The organism is Microlunatus capsulatus (assembly GCF_017876495.1).
In the GTDB taxonomy this organism is placed as follows: Bacteria; Actinomycetota; Actinomycetes; order Propionibacteriales; family Propionibacteriaceae; genus Microlunatus; species Microlunatus capsulatus.
Genome location: NZ_JAGIOB010000001.1, coordinates 2431488 through 2450417, shown reverse-complemented (window position 1 = coordinate 2450417; position 18930 = coordinate 2431488). Strand labels below are relative to the sequence as shown.

Sequence of the window (18930 nt, the reverse complement as noted above, 5' to 3'; positions counted from 1 at the left end):
CCCTCCCAGGAGTGCTCCGGGAGACCGGGACGCGCCGGATCCGGTCGAGCAGGACAGCTGAGAGGGCGACGATGAGCGGGATGGACGAGAACCAGGTGCGCGACGTGATCGTGGTGGGCAGCGGCCCCTCGGGCTACACCGCCGCCATCTACGCCGCCCGGGCGAACCTGCACCCGCTGGTCTTCGAGGGCTCGGTCACCGCCGGCGGCGCGCTGATGAACACCACCGAGGTCGAGAACTACCCCGGCTTCCCCAGCGGCATCATGGGCCCCGAGCTGATGGACAACCTCCGCGAGCAGGCCGAGCGCTTCGGCGCCGAGCTGGTCAGCGAGGACATCGTGTCCATGGACCTGACCGGTGAGCTCAAGACCGTCACCGACGGCTACGGCAACACCTTCACCGCCCGCGCCGTGATCCTGGCCATGGGCTCCAGCTACCGCAAGCTCGGCCTCCCCGACGAGGAGCGGCTGTCCGGCCACGGCGTCTCGTGGTGCGCCACGTGCGACGGCTTCTTCTTCCGCGACAAGGACATCGCCGTGGTCGGCGGCGGCGACTCCGCCGTCGAGGAGGCCACCTTCCTCACCCGGTTCGCCCGCTCGGTCACCCTGGTGCACCGCCGCGGCGAGCTGCGGGCCAGCAAGATCATGGTCGCCCGGGCCGAGAAGGACCCGAAGATCACCTTCGCCTGGAACTCGGCGGTGACCGCGGTCAACGGCGGGTCGTCGGTGGAGTCGGTCACCCTGACCGACACCCACGACGGCAGCACCCGCGAGCTGCCGATCGCGGGCCTGTTCATCGCCATCGGTCACGACCCGCGCTCGGAGCTGGTCCACGGGCAGGTCCACCTGGACGGCGAGGGCTACGTCATCACCGACGGGAAGTCGACCCGGACCAACCTGCCCGGCGTCTTCGCGGCCGGCGACCTCGTCGACCACACCTACCGCCAGGCCATCACCGCCGCCGGCACCGGGTGCTCCGCCGCCCTGGACGCCGAGCGCTACCTGGCCGACCTCGACGACCTCGGCGAGGCCGTGCTGGCCGACGCGCACTCCGAGCTCATGGGCGCCGGCAGCTGAGCGCTGCCCCACCCCGGGCTGTCAGACCCCGCTGGCACCCTCGTCCCCACCACCCCCGAACCGCAGGAGAACTCAGATGGGTGCAGTATCCGACGTCACGGACGCCGACTTCGACAGTGTCGTCCTCCGCTCCGACAAGCCCGTCGTCGTGGACTACTGGGCCGACTGGTGCGGCCCGTGCAAGCAGGTGGCCCCGATCATCGAGGAGCTCGCCACCCAGCACGGCGACAAGGTGACCTTCGTCAAGATGGACACCAACACCAACCCGGTGACCCCGGCCAACAACCACGTGCTCGGCCTGCCGACGATCCAGGTCTACGTCGGCGGCGAGCTGGTCAAGGCGTTCAAGGGCGCCAAGTCCAAGTCGGTCCTGCTGAAGGCGATCGAGGAGTACCTCTGAGCCGTCGCTGACGGCTCCTGACGGCCGTCGTCCCTGCCCCCGGGCAGCGGACGGCGGCCGTTCGTCGTCCCCGGCGCCCTACCGGCCCGCTCAGAAGTAGTCGCGGCAGAACGGCAGCCGCGGGCCGGCGAGGGCCCGGGCCAGCGCGCCGAGCGCCCCCGGCGTCCGCTCCTGCACCAGGCCGGCGCGGCCCAGGGTGGTCAGCGGTGTGCCGCCGAGGTAGGCCGCGCCCAGCTCGCGGACGCCGAGGTGGACGTCCGGTGAGCTCTCGACCCGACCGACCGACGCCCCGTCGGGGCCGCCCGCCAGGCGGTAGGTGCCGCCGTACTCCGGTCCGCGCGGGTCGGTGACCGCGACGACGACGTCGACGTCCGTGGCGTAGCGCCGGGCCTCCAGGGCGGCGGGCACGTCGAGCAGCCGGACGTGCGTCGACTCCGAGACCGTGCTGGTCAGGGCCAACGGGTCCGCGAGCAGGTGCGGCAGCGGGTCGTCCCCCGCGACGGCGGCCTCCACGGTGCGGACCAGGTCGAGGTCGAGGACGAACCGCCACAGCCGGGCGTGCGCGGCCGGGGTGACCGCGTCCAGCGCCGTGACCCGGACCGTGAGCCCGGGGCCGAAGTCGGCGGCGGCCGGCAGCCGGAAGGCCAGGTAGCCGTCGACGGCGCCCGTCTCGTCGTGGTGCAGGGCGTAGCGCTGCGCGCTCTGGCCGGGTCGGCGCGAGGGCCGGTCGTCCAGCGCCGCGTCCCACCAGGCCGCGGTCCGGTCCAGCGAGCCCGGGCGGTCGGCCAGCAGCCGGGCGTGCAGGGGGACGACGACGGACCGGAACTCCTCGGACCCGACCTCCTCCACCGAGCCGCCGCCCAGGTCGACATCGGCCCGGAAGGCCGTCTCCCGGGTCGGCCCGCTCACCCGCAGCGACGGCACGGCGGCCCCGTAGCCGTAGCGGCCGTAGATGCCCGCCTCGGAGGCCCACAGCAGGGCCACGGGCTCGGGGACGGTCGCCAGCTGGTGGGCCATCAGCTCGGTGAGCAGGCCGCGCCGCCGGTAGGACGGGCTGACCGTCACCCAGGTGACCGCCGCCGTCGACACCGTCCCGCCCGGCACCACCAGCCGGCGGGCGTAGGACGAGCAGGTCGAGACCCAGCCGCCCTCCACCTGGTGGCCGAAGCTGCGCCCGGTGTCGAGCAGCCGGACGGCGGGCTCCAGGGCGTCGCCGTCCCAGTCGCGGTGGAACCCGTGCATGGTCGCCCGCAGGAACGCCTCGTCGCCCTCCGGCGGGCAGGCGACCAGCTGGGGCGAGGTCAGGTGGGGCGCGGGCACAGGAGCATCCTCGGTCAGCGCAGGAACAGCTCGACCACCGGGACCGCGACGGCGGGCGGCTGGGTGGGGAGCCGGAGGGTCAGGGTGCCGGGCGGCTGGCCGCCGGGGACCAGGGTCTGGGCCTGCTGGTCGGGCGCGATCTCCTCCAGCGCGATCTCGGACGCGTCGTCCAGCAGCTGCGCGTAGGCCACCTTGCCCGCCATCCCCGGCAGGTGCAGGTGGCCGAGCGGCCAGCTGAACACGTGCAGGTACAGCCGGTCGCCGCGCCGGGTGTAGCGGCAGTCCGGCGGCGGGGTCCCCCCGCTGGGGCCGGCGCCGTGGACCGCGCGGCCGTGCCGGTCCATCCAGGTGGCCAGGCCGTCGAGGGAGGCCAGCGCGCGGGGGTCCAGGTCGCCGCGGCCGGTGGGGCCGACGTTCAGCAGCAGGTTGCCGCCGTTCGCGACGCCGTCGACGAGCATCCGGACCAGCAGGGGCACGGACTTGTAGTCGTGGTTGTCGCGGTCGAAGCCCCAGCTGCCGTTCAGCGTCTGGCAGGCCTCCCAGGCCAGCGGCTCGCCGTCGGCGCCCAGCATCGGTCCGCTCGGCTGGTACTGCTCGGGGGTGACGAGGTCACCCGGCACCTCGAGCCGGTCGTTGACGACGATCCCGGGCTGCAGCTCGCGGACCAGGGCCAGCAGCTCCTCGGAGCCCCAGTCGGCCGCCCCCTTGCCGGGCAGCCCCCGGTAGCTGTCCTGGCCGTAGGAGAAGTCGAAGAAGAGGTAGTCGACGGTGCCGTAGCCGGTCAGCAGCTCACGCACCTGGCCGTGCAGGTAGGCGCGGTAGCGCTCCATCGAGCGCTGCGCGTTGAGCTCCGCGGCGGCCGGGTCGTCGCGCAGCGGGTGGTGGACGTCGACGGGGAAGTCGGGGTGGTGCCAGTCCAGCAGCGAGTGGTAGAAGCCGACCCGCAGCCCCTCGGCGCGGAACGCCTCGACGAACTCGGCGACGGCGTCGCGGCCGAAGGGGGTGTGCACGGTCGTGTAGTCGGTGAGCGCGGAGTCCCAGAGGCAGAAGCCGTCGTGGTGCTTGGTGGTGAGGACGGCGTAGCGCATGCCGGCGGCCTTGGCGGCCCTCGCCCAGGCGCGCGGGTCGTAGCGGTCGGCCTCGAAGTAGCGCTGGTAGCGCTCGTAGGTGTCGGGGTGGATCTGCTCCTTGCTCATCACCCACTCGTGCCGGGCGGGCAGGGCGTAGAGGCCCCAGTGCACGAACAGGCCCAGCCGCGCCTCGGCGAACCAGGCGTGCTCGGGGCGGCCGGCGGGCAGGGCGGTGGTCCCGGCGCTCACGCGGGCACCTCCTCGCCGCGCAGCAGCGGACGGACGGGCGTGCCCAGCTCGACGGTGCGGCTGACGGTGCAGAGCCGGTCGTGCGACATGGTCACCGAGCGCGCCAGCACCGACTCCGCGGCCCGGCCCTCGGCGGTGTCGGGGAAGGTGACGCGGAAGTCCAGCGTGATCCCGGTCAGGTGGTTGCCGTCGCCGTCGCGCACCTTGTCGGCCTCGGCCACGACGTCGAACTGCTCCGGCTCGGAGCGCTTGCCGGTGATCGCGTCGACGTCGACGGCGCTGCAGCCGGCCAGGGCGACGAGCAGCAGCTCGACGGGGGTGAAGTCGGGGGTGTCGCCCGAGCCGAGATCCAGGGTGGTCCCGCGGCTGTTGGTCGCGCGCAGCCGGAAGGGGCCGGTGCGGGTCAGCTCGACGCGGCGGTGCGCGGCGTCGTGCGGGGGCGCGGCCGGGGTGGCCGGGGGCGTCGTGGCGGGGGGCGGGGCGTCGGTCACCGCACCAACCCTGCCACAGGCCTATGCCGCGGGCGTGCGCTCCTCCAGCCCCCACGGCGAGCCGTACTCCCCCGCCAGCAGGTCGAGGAAAGGGACGGCGTCGAAGGCCTCTGGGCCCCGCACGCCGGTGCCGGACCAGACGCCGGTGGCCAGCAGCTCCAGCGCGACGACGGGGTTGACGGCGGTCTGCCAGACCACGCACTGCGCGCCGTACTCGCGCATCGTCGTGGCGTTGTCGACGACGTGGTGCAGGTAGACCTCGCGCGGGCGGCCGTCCTTGCCGGTGCCCGTCACCCAGAGCCCGGCGCAGGTCGAGCCGTGCATGGTGTCGCCCAGCGTCGCCGGGTCGGGCAGGCAGGCGGCGACGAGGTCGCGGGGCGAGACCGGCACCCCCTTGACCAGCACCGGCTCGGTGCGGTCCAGGCCCAGCTTGCGCAGGGTGCGGAGCACGTCGACGAACTCCTGGCCCAGCCCGTACTTGAACGTGACCCGCCGGGCGTCCAGCCAGCGGGGCATCAGCAGGACCTCCTCGTGCTCGACGTTGACGCACTCGACGGGGCCGATGCCGCCCGGGAAGTCGAACACCTCCGGCTCGCTGAACGGCTCGGTGACGAACCAGCCCCGGTCCTTCTCCCAGACCACCGGCGGGTTGAGGCACTCCTCGATCGTGGTCCAGATGGAGAACGACGGGGCGAAGTCGTGGCCGTCGACGGTGAGGTTGGAGCCGTCGCGGGTGCCGAGCTCGTCCACGGCCGAGAACAGGTGGTCGCAGGCGTAGCGGGCGAAGACGTCGGAGAGACCGGGCTCGACGCCCATCCCCACCAGGGCGAGACGGCCGGCGGCCTCCCACTGCGCCGCGTCGGCGAACTGCTCGTCGCCGAGCTTGACGTGGGTGGTGCCGTAGGGGTCGTCGGGGTCGCGGACCGAGAGGGACATGGCCATGTCGAGGTAGTCCGCTCCGGCGGCGAAGGCGCCGCGGAAGATCGGCAGGACGAACCGCGGGTCGACGGCGTTCATCACGTGCGTCGCGCCGTGCGCGCGGGCCAGCGCCTCGACCGAGCCGGCGTCGGACGCGTCGACGTGGGCGGCGACGAAGCGCTCGTCCGGCCCCCGCCAGCCCGTCACGGCGGCGACGGTGCGCTCGGCCCGGGCCAGGTCGTGGTCGGCCACCACGAGGCGCTCGAAGAAGGACCGCCGGACCGCGATCTTGGCGAAGGCGTCCCCGACGCCACCCGCCCCCACCAGGACGATGCGCATGCGTTTCCTCTGCTCGCACCCCTCCGGCGGAGGAGGTCGTGCCCGCACTCTAGGGGCCGCGCGCTCAGCCCGGGGTGGTCGGCAGCGGGTCCGCGGCGTCGCGGTGGGCGTAGGTGGCGGGCTCGACCGACGCCGGGGCGGCCACCAGCCCCGTCAGCCGGCTCCACGCGGCCCCCAGGTCCGGGAGCCAGCGCTGGGTGGTCTGCAGGTCCATCCGCAGCCGCGGGGTCACCGGGTGCGGCCGGACGACGGTGAAGCCCACGCTCTCCAGCCAGCTCACCGGCAGCATGCAGGACGGCCCGGCGTGGTGGGTGCCGACGGCCTCCAGGGCGCGGATGTCGCGCCGGGCGACCAGCGCGGCCGCCGTCTGCACCAGGTGCCGGCCGACGCCGTGGCCGCGGTGCTCCTCGGCGACCCGGACCGAGGTGACGACGGCGGCGTCGGCGCTCACCGGGGTCGTGGCGAAGGCGCCGAGCCGTGGGACGTGCCCGGCCGGGGCCAGCGTCAGGTGGCCGATGAGCTCGTCGTCGTTGTACGCGGCCACGCCGCAGTAGCCCCAGTGCCGGGTGACGGCCTCGGCCCACTCCTGCTTGGTGGCCGCGCGGCGCTGGTCGGAGGAGGTGGCCAGGTCGGCCAGGCTCGACTCCCAGAAGGTGCAGCCGCCGCAGGGCTCCGGCAGGTCGGCGAGGTCCGCGGCGGTCATCGGGCGGAAGCGGCGCGCCATCAGGCCCCCCGCGCGGCGGGGGCGTCGGTCGTCTCCGGCCGGGGCCGGGCGAGGCCCAGCACGAAACCGACGGCGAGACCCGAGGCCACTCCCGAGGCGAGCCAGAGCGACCAGCGGAAGGGGCGCGGCAACCCACCCGAGGAGGCACGGCGCATGCGCCCATCGTAGGCGTCGGGCCCGGCTCCGTCGACGCCCCCGACGCCCGCGGCGCGGGGTGGGACGGCGTGCGCGGCTGGGGTCGATGAGGCACCCTTGGGGGGTGAGCGTGCCACCTCTCCCCACGACCGGCCCCGGGGTGACGCACGGCTCCGGCGGTGAGGTGGCCCGCCCGGCGCGGCGCGACACCCGGCTGGACCCCTACGTCGACCGCTACGCCGCCCGCACGCACGGGATGACCGCCTCCGCCATCCGCGCCCTGTTCTCGGTGGCCAACCGGCCCGAGGTCGTCTCCCTGGCCGGCGGGATGCCGAACATCGCGGACCTGCCGCTGGACGTCGTCGGCTCGACGCTGGCCGACCTCGTCGCCCAGCAGGGCATGCGGGCCATGCAGTACGGGTCGGGGCAGGGCGAGCCGATGATCCGCGAGGCCATCTGCGAGGTGATGCGGCTGGAGGGCGTGCAGGCGCACCCCGACGACGTCACCGTCACCGTCGGCTCCCAGCAGGCGCTGGACCTGGTCACCCGCATCTTCTGCGACCCGGGCGACGTCGTGCTCTGCGAGGCCCCCAGCTACGTCGGCGCCCTCGGGGTGTTCCGGGCCTTCCAGTGCGACGTCGCGCACGTGGCCATGGACGAGCAGGGCCTCGACCCGCAGGCGCTCCGCGAAGCGGTCACCGCCCTCCGCGCGGCGGGCCGGACGGTCAAGTTCCTCTACACGATCCCCAACTTCCACAACCCGGCCGGCGTCACCCAGTCGCTGGAGCGGCGGACCGAGATCCTGCGGGTGGCCGAGGAGGCCGACCTGCTCGTCGTGGAGGACAACCCCTACGGGCTGCTCGGCTTCGAGGGGGAGCCGACGCCGGCGATCCGCTCGCTCGACCAGGACCGCGTCGTCTACCTCGGCTCGTTCTCCAAGACGTTCGCCCCCGGGTTCCGCGTCGGCTGGGTGCTCGCCCCGCACGCCGTCCGCGAGAAGCTCGTGCTGGCGCAGGAGTCGGCCACCCTGTGCCCGCCGGTGTTCTCCCAGTTCGCCATCGCCGCGTACCTGGCCAACCACGACTGGCGCGGCCAGATCAAGGTGTTCCGCGAGATGTACCGCGAGCGTCGCGACGCGCTGCTGGCCGGTCTGGCCGACCACATGCCGGCCGGCATGTCCTGGACGGTGCCGACGGGCGGGTTCTTCGTCTGGGCGACGCTGCCGCCCGGACTGGACTCGCACGCCATGCTGCCCCGCGCCGTCACCGCCCGGGTGGCCTACGTGCCCGGCACCGCCTTCTACGCCGACGGCTTCGGCAGCCGCTACATGCGGCTGTCCTACTGCTTCCCGACGCCGGAGCGGCTCGTGGAGGGCACCCGCCGGCTCGGCGAGGTCCTGCAGCACGAGGCGGACATGCTCGCCACCTTCGGCCCGGCGCTGGAGGGCGGGTCCGACCGCTCGCTGCGGCCCTACGAGGCGCCCGGCGCCAACCAGGCCTGAGGCCACCGGGGCCGTCGCCGGCCCCCTCCCGACACCCCACCGAGGAAGACGACACCGCGTGAGCACAGCAGAAGCACCCCTGGCCAGCCTGCCGGGCACCGTCGTGGTGCTGGCCGGCGGGCTCTCGCACGAGCGCGACGTGTCGCTGCGCTCGGGCCGCCGGGTCGCGCAGGCGCTGCGCTCGCAGGGGGCCGACGTCGTCGAGTCCGACGTCGACTCCACCCTGCTCCCCCGGCTGGCCGAGCTGGCCGACCCCGTCGTCTTCCCCGTGCTGCACGGCGAGGCCGGCGAGGACGGCGCCCTGCGCGAGGTGCTCGCCCTGCTCGGGGTCCCGTTCGTCGGCTCGGAGGGCGCCGCGTCGCGAGTAGCGTTCGACAAGTCGATCGCCACCACCGTCGTCGCCGAGGCCGGCCTGCGGACGCCGGCCCAGGTGGCCCTCCCCCACGAGATCTTCCGCGAGCTGGGGGCGGCCGCCCTGGTCAGCGCGCTCGGGCAGCAGATCGGCTTCCCGATGATGGTGAAGCCGTCCCGGGGCGGGTCGGCCCTGGGCTGCAGCAAGGTGACCCGCGCCGAGGAGCTGCCCTCGGCCATGGTCGGGGCCTACGCCTACGGCGCGGTGGCAGTCGTCGAGGAGTTCGTCGAGGGCACCGAGGTGACGGTCGCCGTCGTCGACCGGGGCACGGGCCCGACGGCGCTGCCCGCGGTCGAGATCCGGCCCGACTCCGGCGTCTACGACTACACCGCCCGCTACACCGCGGGGGCCACCCGCTTCCTCTGCCCCGCCGAGGTGGACGCCGACGTCGCCGCGCGCTGCGCCGACCTGGCGCTGCAGGTGCACGACGAGCTGGGCCTGCGCGACCTCTCCCGCACCGACCTCATCATCACCCCCGCCGGCGAGCCGGTCTTCCTGGAGGTCAACGTGGCTCCCGGCATGACGGAGACCTCCGCCGTCCCGCTGGCCATCGAGGCCGCCGGCTGGAGCCTGGGCCGGATGTGCGCCGACCTCGTCCGCACCGCCGCCGCCCGCGGGGCCACGTCGGGCGCCGCCGGTCCGCGGGTGCCGGCGTGAGCTGCGAGGTCGGGCGGCCGTGCGCCTGATCCGCCTGCGCCAGGCCGGGATCGTCCTGGTCGGGCTGGTCCTCGCCGCCGTCATGGTGGTGCTGGGCCTGTGGCAGCTGGACGTCTACCACAGCCAGGGCCAGGCGGTGGCCGAGCAGCGGGCCAGCGCCCCGCCCAGCGAGGTCGGCGCCGTCGCCCGGGCCGGTCAGCCGGTACCGGACGGCTACGGCCGCACCGTGCTCTTCCGGGGCCGCTACCTCCCCGGCACCGAGGTCCTCGTGCCCGAGGAGGACCAGCCCGGGCGCTACCGGGTGGTGACGGCGCTGCGTCTCGACAACGGCGACGTGCTGCCCGTGGTCCGCGGGACCGCGACCTCGACCACCGCTCCCCCGGCCCCGAGCGGTGACCAGGCCGGTCAGGGTCTGCTGCTGCCGTCGGAGGAGGCCCCCACGGGCGACCTGCCCGAGGGCCAGATCAGCTCCGTGCGGCTGCCGACGCTGGCCCAGACGTGGCCCGCGCCGATCGTGAGCGGCTTCGTGACCCTGAGCGGCGACGAGTCCACCGCCCAGGGGCTCGAGCCGGCCGCGGTGGTGCTGCCCGAGGGCAGCGGCCGGCTGCGCAACGGCGCCTACGCGCTCCAGTGGTGGGTCTTCGCCGCCTTCGCCGTGGGCCTGGCCCTCCGGATGGCCCGTGACCAGGAGCTGGGCGGCCCCGAGGTGGCCGATCTCACGCCCGAGGAGCCCGCGCGCGCGACGTAGGCTCGGCCCATGCGCAACGCCCTGCTCCGCTACCGGGTGATGGCCTACCTCGTGGGCACCCTGCTGATCGTGCTCACCCTCGTGGGGCTGCCGTTGAAGTACGTCTACGGCGACGACCGGGTGGTGACCTGGACCGGCATCCCGCACGGCTGGCTGTACATGATCCTCATCATCACCGCGGTCGACCTGGGACGGCGCGCGCACTGGCGGTGGAGCCGGCTGCTGCTCATCGCCCTCGCCGGCACCGTCCCCTTCCTGTCCTTCATCGCCGAGCGCTCGGCCACCAAGGACGTGCGGGCCAAACTCGCCGCCGAAGAAGCCCGCGACGCCACGACGGCCCCGGCGACCACTCCCTGACGATCACCATGTACCAACTTAGGTATTTATCGACTTAGCGATTGGTCGTCATGGCGTCCACGATCCGCTGCAGATCCTCGGCCGTGGCGAAGTCGACGACGATCCGGCCCTTGGACCGGCCCATCTCCACGCGGACCCGGGTGTCCAGCCGGTCCGAGAGGCGGCCGGCGAGCTCGGTGGCCAGCGCCGGCGCCTCCCGGCGCTCCCGTCGACGCGGGGTCTCCTCGCTCCCGGTCTCCCCCAGCGCCACCAGCTCCTCGACGGCCCGGACCGAGAGGCCCTCGGCGACGACCCGCTGGGCGAGCCGCTCCTGGCCGGCCGGGTCGGGGACGGCGAGCAGGGCCCGCGCGTGCCCGGCGCTGAGCACGCCGGCGGCCACCCGGCGCTGCACCGTCGGCGGCAGCCGCAGCAGACGGATCGTGTTGGAGATCTGCGGCCGGGACCGCTTGATGCGGGTGGCCAGCTCGTCCTGGGTGCAGCCGAAGTCCTCCAGCATCTGCTGGTAGGCCGCCGCCTCTTCGAGCGGGTTCAGCTGGGCGCGGTGCAGGTTCTCGAGCAGCGCGTCGCGCAGCAGGTCGTGGTCCTCCGTGCGTCGCACGATCGCCGGGATCGTCGTCAGCCCGGCGGCCTGCGACGCCCGCCACCGCCGCTCCCCCATCACCAGCTCGAACCGCTCGCCGCCGACCGGCCGGACGACGACCGGCTGCAGCAGGCCCACCTCGCGGATCGACCCCGTCAGCTCCTCGAGGGCCTCCTCGTCGAAGACGCTGCGGGGCTGGCGCGGGTTCGCGCTCACCGTCGCGATGTCGAGCTCGGCGAAGTAGGAGCCCTCCGGGACAGGGTGCAGAGACGGCGGCGGGGTCTGCTCCACGGGCGCGGCCGGAGCGGTGGGCGCGGCGGCGGGTGCCGGCGCGTCGGTCACCTCCGTGCGCTGGAACAGCTCCCCCAGGCCGCGGCCCAGTCCCCGGCGGTCGGTCGCGGTGCTCATCGGTTCTCCTCCGAGGTCGTGGCTGCGCCGCGCAGGGCGATCTCCTGCGCGGCCTTGAGGTAGGACACCGCTCCGGCGGAGTCGGGGTGGTACGTCAGCACGGTCTGCCCGTAGCTGGGTGCCTCGCTGATCCGTACCGAACGCGGGATGACCGTCGGCAGCGTCTCCGCGGCGAAGTGCGTCCGCACCTCCTGCGCCACCTGCGCGGCCAGCCGGGTGCGGGCGTCGAACATCGTCAGCACCACCGTCGTCAGCTGGAGGTCCTGGTTCAGCTCGCCGGTGACCAGGTTGATCGTGCGCATCAGCTGCGAGACGCCCTCCAGGGCGTAGTACTCGCACTGGATGGGGATGAGGATCTCCGTCGCCGCCACCAGGGCGTTGAGGGTCAGCAGGCCGAGCGAGGGCGGGCAGTCGATGAAGACGTAGTCGGTCGGGTGCTCGGCGAGGTAGGCGCGCAGCGCGCGCAGCAACCGGTTCTCGCGGGCGACGACCGAGACGAGCTCGATCTCCGCGCCGGCGAGGTCGATGGACGCGGGCAGCACCTGGAGCCGCGGCGCCTCGGTGGAGGGCACGACGTGGTCGGCGATGGCGGAGCCGCCGATGAGCACCTCATAGGTGCCCGGGGTGCCAGGGGAGTGCTCCACCCCCAGTGCCGTCGACGCGTTGCCCTGCGGGTCGAGGTCGACGACCAGGACCGAGAGCCCGCCGAGGGCCAGGCCGGCCGCGAGGTTGACCGAGGTCGTCGTCTTGCCGACCCCGCCCTTCTGGTTGGCGACCACGAAGACGCGCGGAGCCGGGGGAGCGGGCAGGGTTGCCGGTGCGGGAGGTGTTTCACGTGGAACGACGTGCTCGTGCTCCTCGACCGGTGGCGGCAAGCCTTCCTCGGCCTCGTCGAACCGTGCCCGACGCGGGCCGGGCGGGCGCGCGATGGAGGGCGCAGAGCTGGGACTGTCGTCCGGCTCCACGGGAGCAGCGTCCACGGCGACGTCTGCCGGCGCGGCGGTCTCCGGCTCTGGCGGTGCCACGGGCTCAGGACCGGACGGCTCGGGCCCCTCGGGCGCTGGCTCGACCCCGGGCGTGGTGGGACCCGGGTCAGGGACCGGCGCCGCTTCCTCCTCGACGCGGGGGTCGGGAGCCGGGGTGCGGACCTCCGTCGGCCAGTCGAGCGTTTCACGTGGAACACGAGGCCATCCGACCTGGGGGTCGGGCTCCACCCGCTCAGGCCACCCGAGGCCGGGTACCACCTCGTGCTCGCGTACGGGTCCGACTGCCATCCATGCTCCCCTGTCGACTACGAGGGTTCACGGTACTCGGCGTCGAGGGGTGCCCGACGTCACGCCACGCGTCGACCCGGCTCCACTCGACCCGCCGAGCTCGGAGACCGCGGACCGACGCTCAGCGACCGGCGCGGAGCCGGACCACCGACGTCGGCTCCACCGACGGGTGAGCCCGGACGGTCAGAACCTCGCCGACCAGGCCACGGCGCTGCAGCTCACGCTCGGCCTCGGCCAGCTCGTCCGACGCCGACCGGCCCTTCAGCGCGAGGATGACCCCGTCGGGCTGACGGAGCGGCTCGCACCAGGCCAGCAGCCGGGGGAGGGGCGCCAGGGCGCGGGAGACCACGGCGTCGTAGCGCTCTCGGTGGTCCTCGGCCCGGGCCCGGACGACCGAGACCCGGTCGCCCAGGTCCAGCTCCTCGACGGCCTCGGTGAGGAAGGTGGCGCGGCGGAGCAGCGGCTCGACCAGCGTCACCCGCAGGTCGGGGCGCAGCAGCGCCAACGGGATGCCGGGCAGTCCGGCCCCGCTGCCGACGTCGGCCACGGTGGCACCCGGCGGGAGCAGCGCGGCCGGGGCCACGCTGTTGAGCACGTGCCGGTCCCAGAGCCGGTCGCCCTCCCGGGGTCCGATCAGCCCCCACTCGATGCCTCGCGTGGCCAGTATGTCGACATATCGAGAAGCCGACTCATATTGGTCCCCGAAGACGTCCTGCTCGACGCTCATGCGGTGTGCCCTCCCGACGGCGCGCAGTGGTCACCCGACGGCTCGACGTCGAGCGCGGGGTTCCGGTCGAAGAAGCCGACCGGCTTGAGCCAGAAGGAGACGACGTCCACCGGCATCACCGGCCAGTCCTCGGGCCTGGCCACGTGGTGGATGCCGAAGGTGTACCAGAGCACGACGTCGGTGTCCTCGATGGAGCGGTCGGCCGCGGTCCAGCGTGGGAGCCCCTCGCCGACCCGGCTCTGGGTGACGAACTCCCCGGCGGGCCAGCGCTCGTCCGGGTGCTCGGGGGTGACCCACAGCGTGTGCCCGATGACCTGGGCGCGTCCGAACACCGGGGAGGCGGGGTCGAAGAAGGTCGGCAGGGCCGCCCCGGGCACCAGCTTGTAGGCCACCGGGGTGCCCAGGCCGTTCAGGACGTGCGGGTTGACGACCTTCCAGGCGCGCTGGCTCTCCCAGCGGTAGTCCTGCCGGCCCTCCTGCTCGGTGCGCAGCGCCTCCGTGTGCTGGGCGACGGCGATCCCGTGCGGGTTGTCCGGACCCATCGGCACCGCGCGGGTCTCGGTCATCTGCACGGTGTTGTCCGGGCCGTCGACGTCGAGGTCGAGGCGAGCGACGATGAAGTGCTGGTGGTGGGGCGCGTAGGTCCGCTGGTCCACGAGCACGCCGTACGGGGCGGCGGCGTCCTCGGCCAGGTGGGTGACCACCATGATCCCCGTGGCCCGGACCTCGCACTCGATGCTGCCGTCCTCGTGGAAGCGCCAGTAGACCAGGTACTCGTAGTTCGCCACCGTGACGTGGAAGGAGACGACGAACCGCCGCATCCGGCGAACCTCGGCCCCGCTGTCGGCGTCGACGTGCTTCCACAGCACGCCGTTGTCCTCCTCGTGCAGGCAGATGGCGTCCCGGATGACGCGCGGGGTCCCGGTGCTGTCGTGCACGGTCGCGTCGAGGTAGCGGATCTCGCCCAGGCAGTCGCAGCCCAGCTCCAGGGACTGGGTGAGGAAGCCGAGCCCCCACTCGCCGATGTCGAAGGCCGTGCGGCGGACGTGGTCGGGTCCGGGGTCGCGGTAGGGGACCACCATCTCGGCGAAGGAGAGCTTGTGCGCGACCGAGCGGTCGCACGGGCCGCCGGGTGCGTAGGCGTCGGCGTAGCGGACGTCGTGCAGCGTCATCCCCTCGCGGACGTTGAACCCCACGCGGAACGACCAGTTCTGCCAGCGGACCAGCTGACCCTCCACGGTGAACGAGACGCCCTCGGGTTGGCTGATCTCCAGCGGCCGCCGGGGCGGGCGACCGCCCTGCAGCGCCTCCGGCACCAGCCGGGGGACGTACTCACCCATCACCGCCGGGCGCTCGGGCACCGCGACGTCCTCGATCTCCAGGAGCTCCATGGCGTTCAGGTCGATGACGCAGTGCAGCCCGTTGACCGGGCCGGCGTAGGGGTTGGCCCCCGGCGACGCCCGCACCCAGGTGTCGGACCAGCCCACCCGGCGGCCGGCGTGGGCGGGCGGGACGAACGAGGCGCCGTAGGTCCAGGTATCCATGAACACCAGGGACAGGTCGGTGATGCCACGGCGGGCGAGGGCGGCGCGGACGTCCGGGTGGGCGACCAGGACCGCGTTCGCCTCCTCCCACTCGTCCAGGGTGACGTTGGGCTGCACGTCGGGGACGTGGGTGAAGGAGGTCAGCGCTCCCGCCCCCAGGTCGACGCGGGCGCGGAACACCGCGTTGGCCGCCCGGTCCAGCACGACGGCCTGGGCCAGCCGGGGCGGCACCGTCCCCGTGCGGCGGAACTGCTCCAGCGCGGCCTTCGACGGCTCCACGGCCTCGACACCGGTGTAGCGCCAGCCGGCGCCGACGCGCCGCTCGCGCGCCAGCACCTCCCGGACGACGTCGATCTCGGCCGCGGTGACCGGGTCGAGGGGGTGGGCCGTCGGCGTGGTCCCGCCGCTCACCCGAGCGAGCTCATGACGTGCTTCACCCGGGTGTAGTCCTCCAGCCCGTAGCCGGAGAGGTCCTTGCCGTACCCCGAGGCGCCGAACCCGCCGTGCGGCATCTCGGCCGCGAGCGGGATGTGGGTGTTCAGCCAGACGCAGCCGAAGTCGAGGTCGCGCGACATCCGCAGGGCGGTGGCGTGGTCGCGCGTCCAGACGCTGGAGGACAGCCCGTAGGGCACGCCGTTGGCCTTGGCCAGGGCGTCGGCCTCGTCGGTGAACCCCTGGACGGTGATGACCGGGCCGAACACCTCCTGCTGGACGATCTCGTCGTCCTGCTCCAGGCCGGTGATCACGGTGGGTTGGAAGTAGAAGCCCTCGCTGCCGTGCTGCTGACCGCCGGTGCGGACCACGGCCCGCTCGGGGATGCCCGCGACGAGCGCCTGGACCTTGGCGAGGTGGCCGGCGTTGTTGAGCGGGCCGTAGGCCGCGTCGGCGTCGTCGCGCCCGCCCGGCCGGTTCAGCTCCGCCTGGACGACGAGCGCGTCGACGAAGGCGTCGTGCACGGTGTCGGCGACGATCACCCGGGTGGCCGCGGTGCAGTCCTGGCCGGCGTTGAAGAAGGCCGCCGTGGCGATGCCCTCGGCCGCCGCCTCGAGGTCGGCGTCGGCGAAGACGACGACGGGGGCGTTCCCGCCCAGCTCCAGGTGGGCGCGCTTGAGCCCTTGGGCGGCGGACACGGCGACGGCGATCCCGGCGCGCACCGAGCCGGTGATGGCCACCAGGCCGGGCACCGGGTGCTCGACCAGGCTCCGGCCGGTCTCCCCGTCGCCGTTGACGACGTTGAGGACGCCCGGCGGGAGGATCTCGCCGGCGATCTCGGCCAGCCGCACCGTCGACTCGGGCGTGGTGTCGCTGGGCTTGAGGACGACGGTGTTCCCGGCGGCCAGCGCCGGGCCGATCTTCCACAGCGCCATCATCAGCGGGTAGTTCCAGGGCGTGACCTGGGCGACGACGCCGATCGGCTCGCGCCGGACGCTGGAGGACAGCCCCTCCAGGTACTCCGCCGTCGCCCGGCCCTCCAGGCTGCGGGCGGCGCCGGCGAAGAACCGCAGCTGGTCGGCGCCGACGGCGACCTCCTCCGAGGCGATGAGCGACGTCAGCTGCCCGGTGTTGCGGCTCTGCAGCTCCACCAGCTCGTCGCTGTGCGCCTCCAGCGCGTCGGCCAGCTTCAGCAGCGCCGCCTGACGCTGGGAGGGCGTCGTCCGCCGCCAGGTCGTGAACGCCCGCTCGGCCGCCCGCACCGCGGCGTCGACCTCTTCGGGGGTCGACTTCGGCGAGCGGCCGGTGACCTCGCCGTTCGTCGGGTCCACCAGCTCGGTGAACTCCGTGGCGGTGCTGTCGACCAGCCGCCCGTCGACGTAGTTCTGCACGGTGCGCGGGGCGGAGGGGGGAACAGCGGTCACGAGGTGGTCTCCAGGTCGAGGACGCGGGCGACGGGCTGCTCGGCGCTCTCGGCCAGCACGTCGGCGAGGACGTCGAGAGCCTCGGTGAGCAGCGCGTCGCTGATGGCGAGCGGGGGGAGCAGACGCAGGACGTTGCCGTACGTGCCGCAGGTCAGGACGACGACGCCCCGCCGGTGGGCCGCGGTGGCGACGGCCTTGGTCAGCTCGGGGTCGGGCTCGGTGCTGCCGGGGTGCACGAGCTCGACGGCGACCATCGCCCCGAGCCCGCGGACGTCGCCGATCCGGTCGTCGCCGGCCTGCAGGGCGCGCAGCCGGGGGAGCAGCACCTGCTCGATCTCCACGGCCCGCTCGACCAGCCGGTCCTCGGTGATCGTCTCGATGACGGCGAGCGCGGCGGCGCAGGCCAGCGGGTTCCCGCCGTAGGTGCCGCCGAGGCCGCCGGCGTGCGCGGCGTCCATGATCTCGGCGCGGCCGGTGACGGCCGAGAGCGGCAGCCCGCCGGCGATGCCCTTGGCGGTGACGATGAGGTCGGGGACCACGCCGAAGTGCTCGCAGGCGAACCAGGCGCCGGTGCGGGCGAACCCGCACTGGACCTCGTCGGCGACGAAGACGACGCCGTTCGCCCGGCACCAGGCGGCCAGGGCGGGCAGGAAGCCGTCGGCGGGGACGATGAAGCCGCCCTCGCCCTGGATCGGCTCGATGACCACCGCGGCCAGGTTGGCGGCGCCGACCTGCTTCTCGATGACGTCGATGGCGCGGGCGGCCGCGGCCTCACCGCTCAGCCCCGCGTCGTCGCGGTAGGGGTAGGACAGCGGCGCCCGGTAGACCTCGGGGGCGAACGGGCCGAAGCCGCTCTTGTAGGGCATCGACTTCGCCGTCAGCGCCATCGTCAGGTTGGTGCGCCCGTGGTAGGCGTGGTCGAAGGCGACGACGGCCTGCCGGCCGGTGTGCGCGCGGGCGATCTTCACCGCGTTCTCCACCGCCTCGGCGCCGGAGTTGAACAGCGCCGAGCGCTTCTCGTGGTCGCCGGGGGTGAGCCGGTTGAGCGCCTCGGCCACCGCGACGTAGCTCTCGTACGGGGTGACCATGAAGCAGGTGTGGGTGAAGGCCTCGACCTGGCGCTGCACGGCCTCGACGACCCGGGGGGCGCTGTTGCCGACGGTGGCCACGGCGATCCCCGAGCCGAGGTCGATGAACGAGTTGCCGTCGACGTCGACGACCACGCCACCGCCGGCTCGCTCGGCGAAGACGGGCATGGTGGTGCCCACACCGGCGGCGACGGCGGCCGACTTGCGCGCCATCAGCGCCTCCGAGCGGGGCCCGGGGACGGCGGTGGTGAGCAGGCGCTGCTGCTCGAGCGGTGGGGGCATGCCTGCCATTCTGCACCTGACGCCGCGGCGCCCCGGCGGTGGAACGCAGAACCCCGCCCGGACGAGGTCCGGACGGGGTGCGCGGGTGCTCGCGAGGAGCGGAGGACGACGGCTCAGGCGGGCAGGACGACGACGTGGCGCCGGGGCTCCTCGCCCTCGGACTCGCTCGTCAGGCCGGCGGCGGCCACCGCGTCGTGCACGATCTTGCGCTCGAACGGGTTCATCGGCTGCAGCGGGACCCGCTCACCGGAGGTGCGCGCCTCCTCGATGGCGTCGGCGGCCAGCGCGGCGAGCTCGGTGCGCCGGCGCTCGCGGTAGCCGGCGACGTCGAGCATCAGCCGGCTGCGGTCGCCGGTGTCGGTCATGACGGCCAGCCGGGTGAGCTCCTGCAGCGCGTCGAGCACCTCGCCGTTGGCGCCGACCAGCACCTGCGACTCGCTGACGATGGACACGTGCGCCCGGTCGCCCTCGATGTAGGTGTCGATGTCGCCGTCGAGGTCGGCGATGTCGAGCAGCTCCTCGAGGTAGTCCGCGGCGATCTCGGCCTCGGTGTCGAGCGGGTTGTCCGACGCGGCGTCGTCCTCGTCGTCCTCCCCGTCGGCGTCGGCCTCGGGGGCCGACACCTCGGCTGCGGCCGCGGGGGCGTCGTCGGCCACCAGGGTCTGCATGGCGCCGTCGACCTCGGTCACGGCCTCGTCGGTGTCCTGGGCCTCGGGGCCGGGGTCACGCTCGTCGTTCACAGGTCCTCCTCGCAGAGCCCGCCTCGCGGGCTCG

The 18930-nt window shown here is 74.0% G+C and carries 18 protein-coding genes and 1 pseudogene; 6 read left to right on the top strand and 13 right to left on the bottom strand.

Going from position 1 to position 18930, the window contains the following annotated elements:
* The first annotated feature begins 38 nt into the window (after positions 1-38).
* Both trxB and trxA read left to right on the top strand, forming a co-directional pair.
* Positions 39-1076 carry a thioredoxin-disulfide reductase gene (trxB, locus tag JOF54_RS11275; protein WP_372443517.1) on the top strand — a complete coding sequence of 346 codons (1038 nt, stop codon included), beginning with the start codon at positions 39-41 and terminating at the stop codon, positions 1074-1076.
* Between the two features lie 76 nt (positions 1077-1152).
* Positions 1153-1476, top strand: a complete 324-nt coding sequence (gene trxA, locus JOF54_RS11270; RefSeq protein WP_210055694.1) for a thioredoxin — start codon at positions 1153-1155, stop codon at positions 1474-1476.
* A 90-nt stretch (positions 1477-1566) separates the two neighbouring features.
* On the opposite strand, the gene JOF54_RS11265 is transcribed toward trxA, so the two are convergent.
* The 6 genes from JOF54_RS11265 to JOF54_RS11240 form a co-directional block, all read right to left on the bottom strand.
* A complete protein-coding gene (locus JOF54_RS11265; protein ID WP_210055691.1) occupies positions 1567-2796 on the bottom strand; it encodes a GNAT family N-acetyltransferase in 1230 nt (409 codons plus the stop codon).
* A gap of 14 nt (positions 2797-2810) precedes the next feature.
* Positions 2811-4115 (bottom strand): alpha-L-fucosidase, encoded by a 1305-nt coding sequence (locus JOF54_RS11260; protein WP_307804065.1) that lies wholly within the window; start codon positions 4113-4115, stop codon positions 2811-2813.
* Positions 4112-4606, bottom strand: coding sequence for an OsmC family protein (locus JOF54_RS11255; protein ID WP_372443486.1), 495 nt, complete (start codon positions 4604-4606; stop codon positions 4112-4114). Before JOF54_RS11255 ends, JOF54_RS11260 begins: the two co-directional genes overlap by 4 nt.
* Before the next feature lie 21 nt (positions 4607-4627).
* Positions 4628-5863 carry a saccharopine dehydrogenase family protein gene (locus JOF54_RS11250; RefSeq protein WP_210055689.1) on the bottom strand — a complete coding sequence of 412 codons (1236 nt, stop codon included), beginning with the start codon at positions 5861-5863 and terminating at the stop codon, positions 4628-4630.
* Positions 5864-5927: 64 nt separating this feature from the next.
* Complete coding sequence (locus tag JOF54_RS11245) at positions 5928-6587, bottom strand: GNAT family N-acetyltransferase (RefSeq protein WP_210055680.1); 660 nt, start codon at positions 6585-6587, stop codon at positions 5928-5930.
* A complete protein-coding gene (locus JOF54_RS11240) occupies positions 6587-6742 on the bottom strand; it encodes a hypothetical protein (protein WP_210055678.1) in 156 nt (51 codons plus the stop codon). The genes JOF54_RS11245 and JOF54_RS11240 overlap by 1 nt, the downstream gene beginning before the upstream one ends.
* 77 nt (positions 6743-6819) lie before the next feature.
* Between JOF54_RS11240 and JOF54_RS11235 the strand changes: the two genes are divergently transcribed.
* From JOF54_RS11235 to JOF54_RS11220, 4 genes and pseudogenes are all read left to right on the top strand, one after another.
* Positions 6820-8223: an aminotransferase-like domain-containing protein gene (locus tag JOF54_RS11235; protein WP_425560603.1), complete on the top strand. Its 1404-nt coding sequence runs from the start codon at positions 6820-6822 to the stop codon at positions 8221-8223.
* A 58-nt stretch (positions 8224-8281) separates the two neighbouring features.
* Entirely contained in the window at positions 8282-9292 is a 1011-nt protein-coding gene (locus tag JOF54_RS11230; RefSeq protein WP_372443485.1) for a D-alanine--D-alanine ligase family protein, read from the top strand.
* Positions 9293-9311: 19 nt separating this feature from the next.
* Complete coding sequence (locus tag JOF54_RS11225) at positions 9312-10040, top strand: SURF1 family protein (protein WP_210055674.1); 729 nt, start codon at positions 9312-9314, stop codon at positions 10038-10040.
* A 9-nt stretch (positions 10041-10049) separates the two neighbouring features.
* Positions 10050-10397: pseudogene (locus JOF54_RS11220) on the top strand (DUF3817 domain-containing protein); the annotation flags it as partial.
* 34 nt (positions 10398-10431) lie between these two features.
* On the opposite strand, the gene JOF54_RS11215 reads toward JOF54_RS11220, so the two are convergent.
* The 7 genes from JOF54_RS11215 to JOF54_RS11185 form a co-directional block, all read right to left on the bottom strand.
* On the bottom strand, positions 10432-11385 hold the full coding sequence (locus JOF54_RS11215) for a ParB/RepB/Spo0J family partition protein (protein ID WP_210055671.1): 954 nt from the start codon (positions 11383-11385) through the stop codon (positions 10432-10434).
* A complete protein-coding gene (locus tag JOF54_RS11210) occupies positions 11382-12314 on the bottom strand; it encodes a ParA family protein (RefSeq protein ID WP_210059502.1) in 933 nt (310 codons plus the stop codon). The genes JOF54_RS11215 and JOF54_RS11210 overlap by 4 nt, the downstream gene beginning before the upstream one ends.
* Positions 12315-12780: 466 nt before the next feature.
* Positions 12781-13386, bottom strand: coding sequence for a 16S rRNA (guanine(527)-N(7))-methyltransferase RsmG (rsmG, locus tag JOF54_RS11205; protein WP_210055668.1), 606 nt, complete (start codon positions 13384-13386; stop codon positions 12781-12783).
* Complete coding sequence (locus tag JOF54_RS11200; RefSeq protein WP_210055654.1) at positions 13383-15341, bottom strand: primary-amine oxidase; 1959 nt, start codon at positions 15339-15341, stop codon at positions 13383-13385. Before JOF54_RS11200 ends, rsmG begins: the two co-directional genes overlap by 4 nt.
* Positions 15338-16786, bottom strand: coding sequence for an aminobutyraldehyde dehydrogenase (locus JOF54_RS11195; RefSeq protein ID WP_210055651.1), 1449 nt, complete (start codon positions 16784-16786; stop codon positions 15338-15340). The genes JOF54_RS11200 and JOF54_RS11195 overlap by 4 nt, the downstream gene beginning before the upstream one ends.
* The gene (gene gabT, locus JOF54_RS11190; protein WP_372443484.1) at positions 16783-18156 is read right to left on the bottom strand and encodes a 4-aminobutyrate--2-oxoglutarate transaminase; all 1374 of its coding nucleotides are present in this window, start codon (positions 18154-18156) and stop codon (positions 16783-16785) included. Before gabT ends, JOF54_RS11195 begins: the two co-directional genes overlap by 4 nt.
* A 113-nt stretch (positions 18157-18269) precedes the next feature.
* Positions 18270-18824, bottom strand: a complete 555-nt coding sequence (locus tag JOF54_RS11185) for a Jag family protein (protein WP_210059501.1) — start codon at positions 18822-18824, stop codon at positions 18270-18272.
* Positions 18825-18930: the final 106 nt, after the last annotated feature.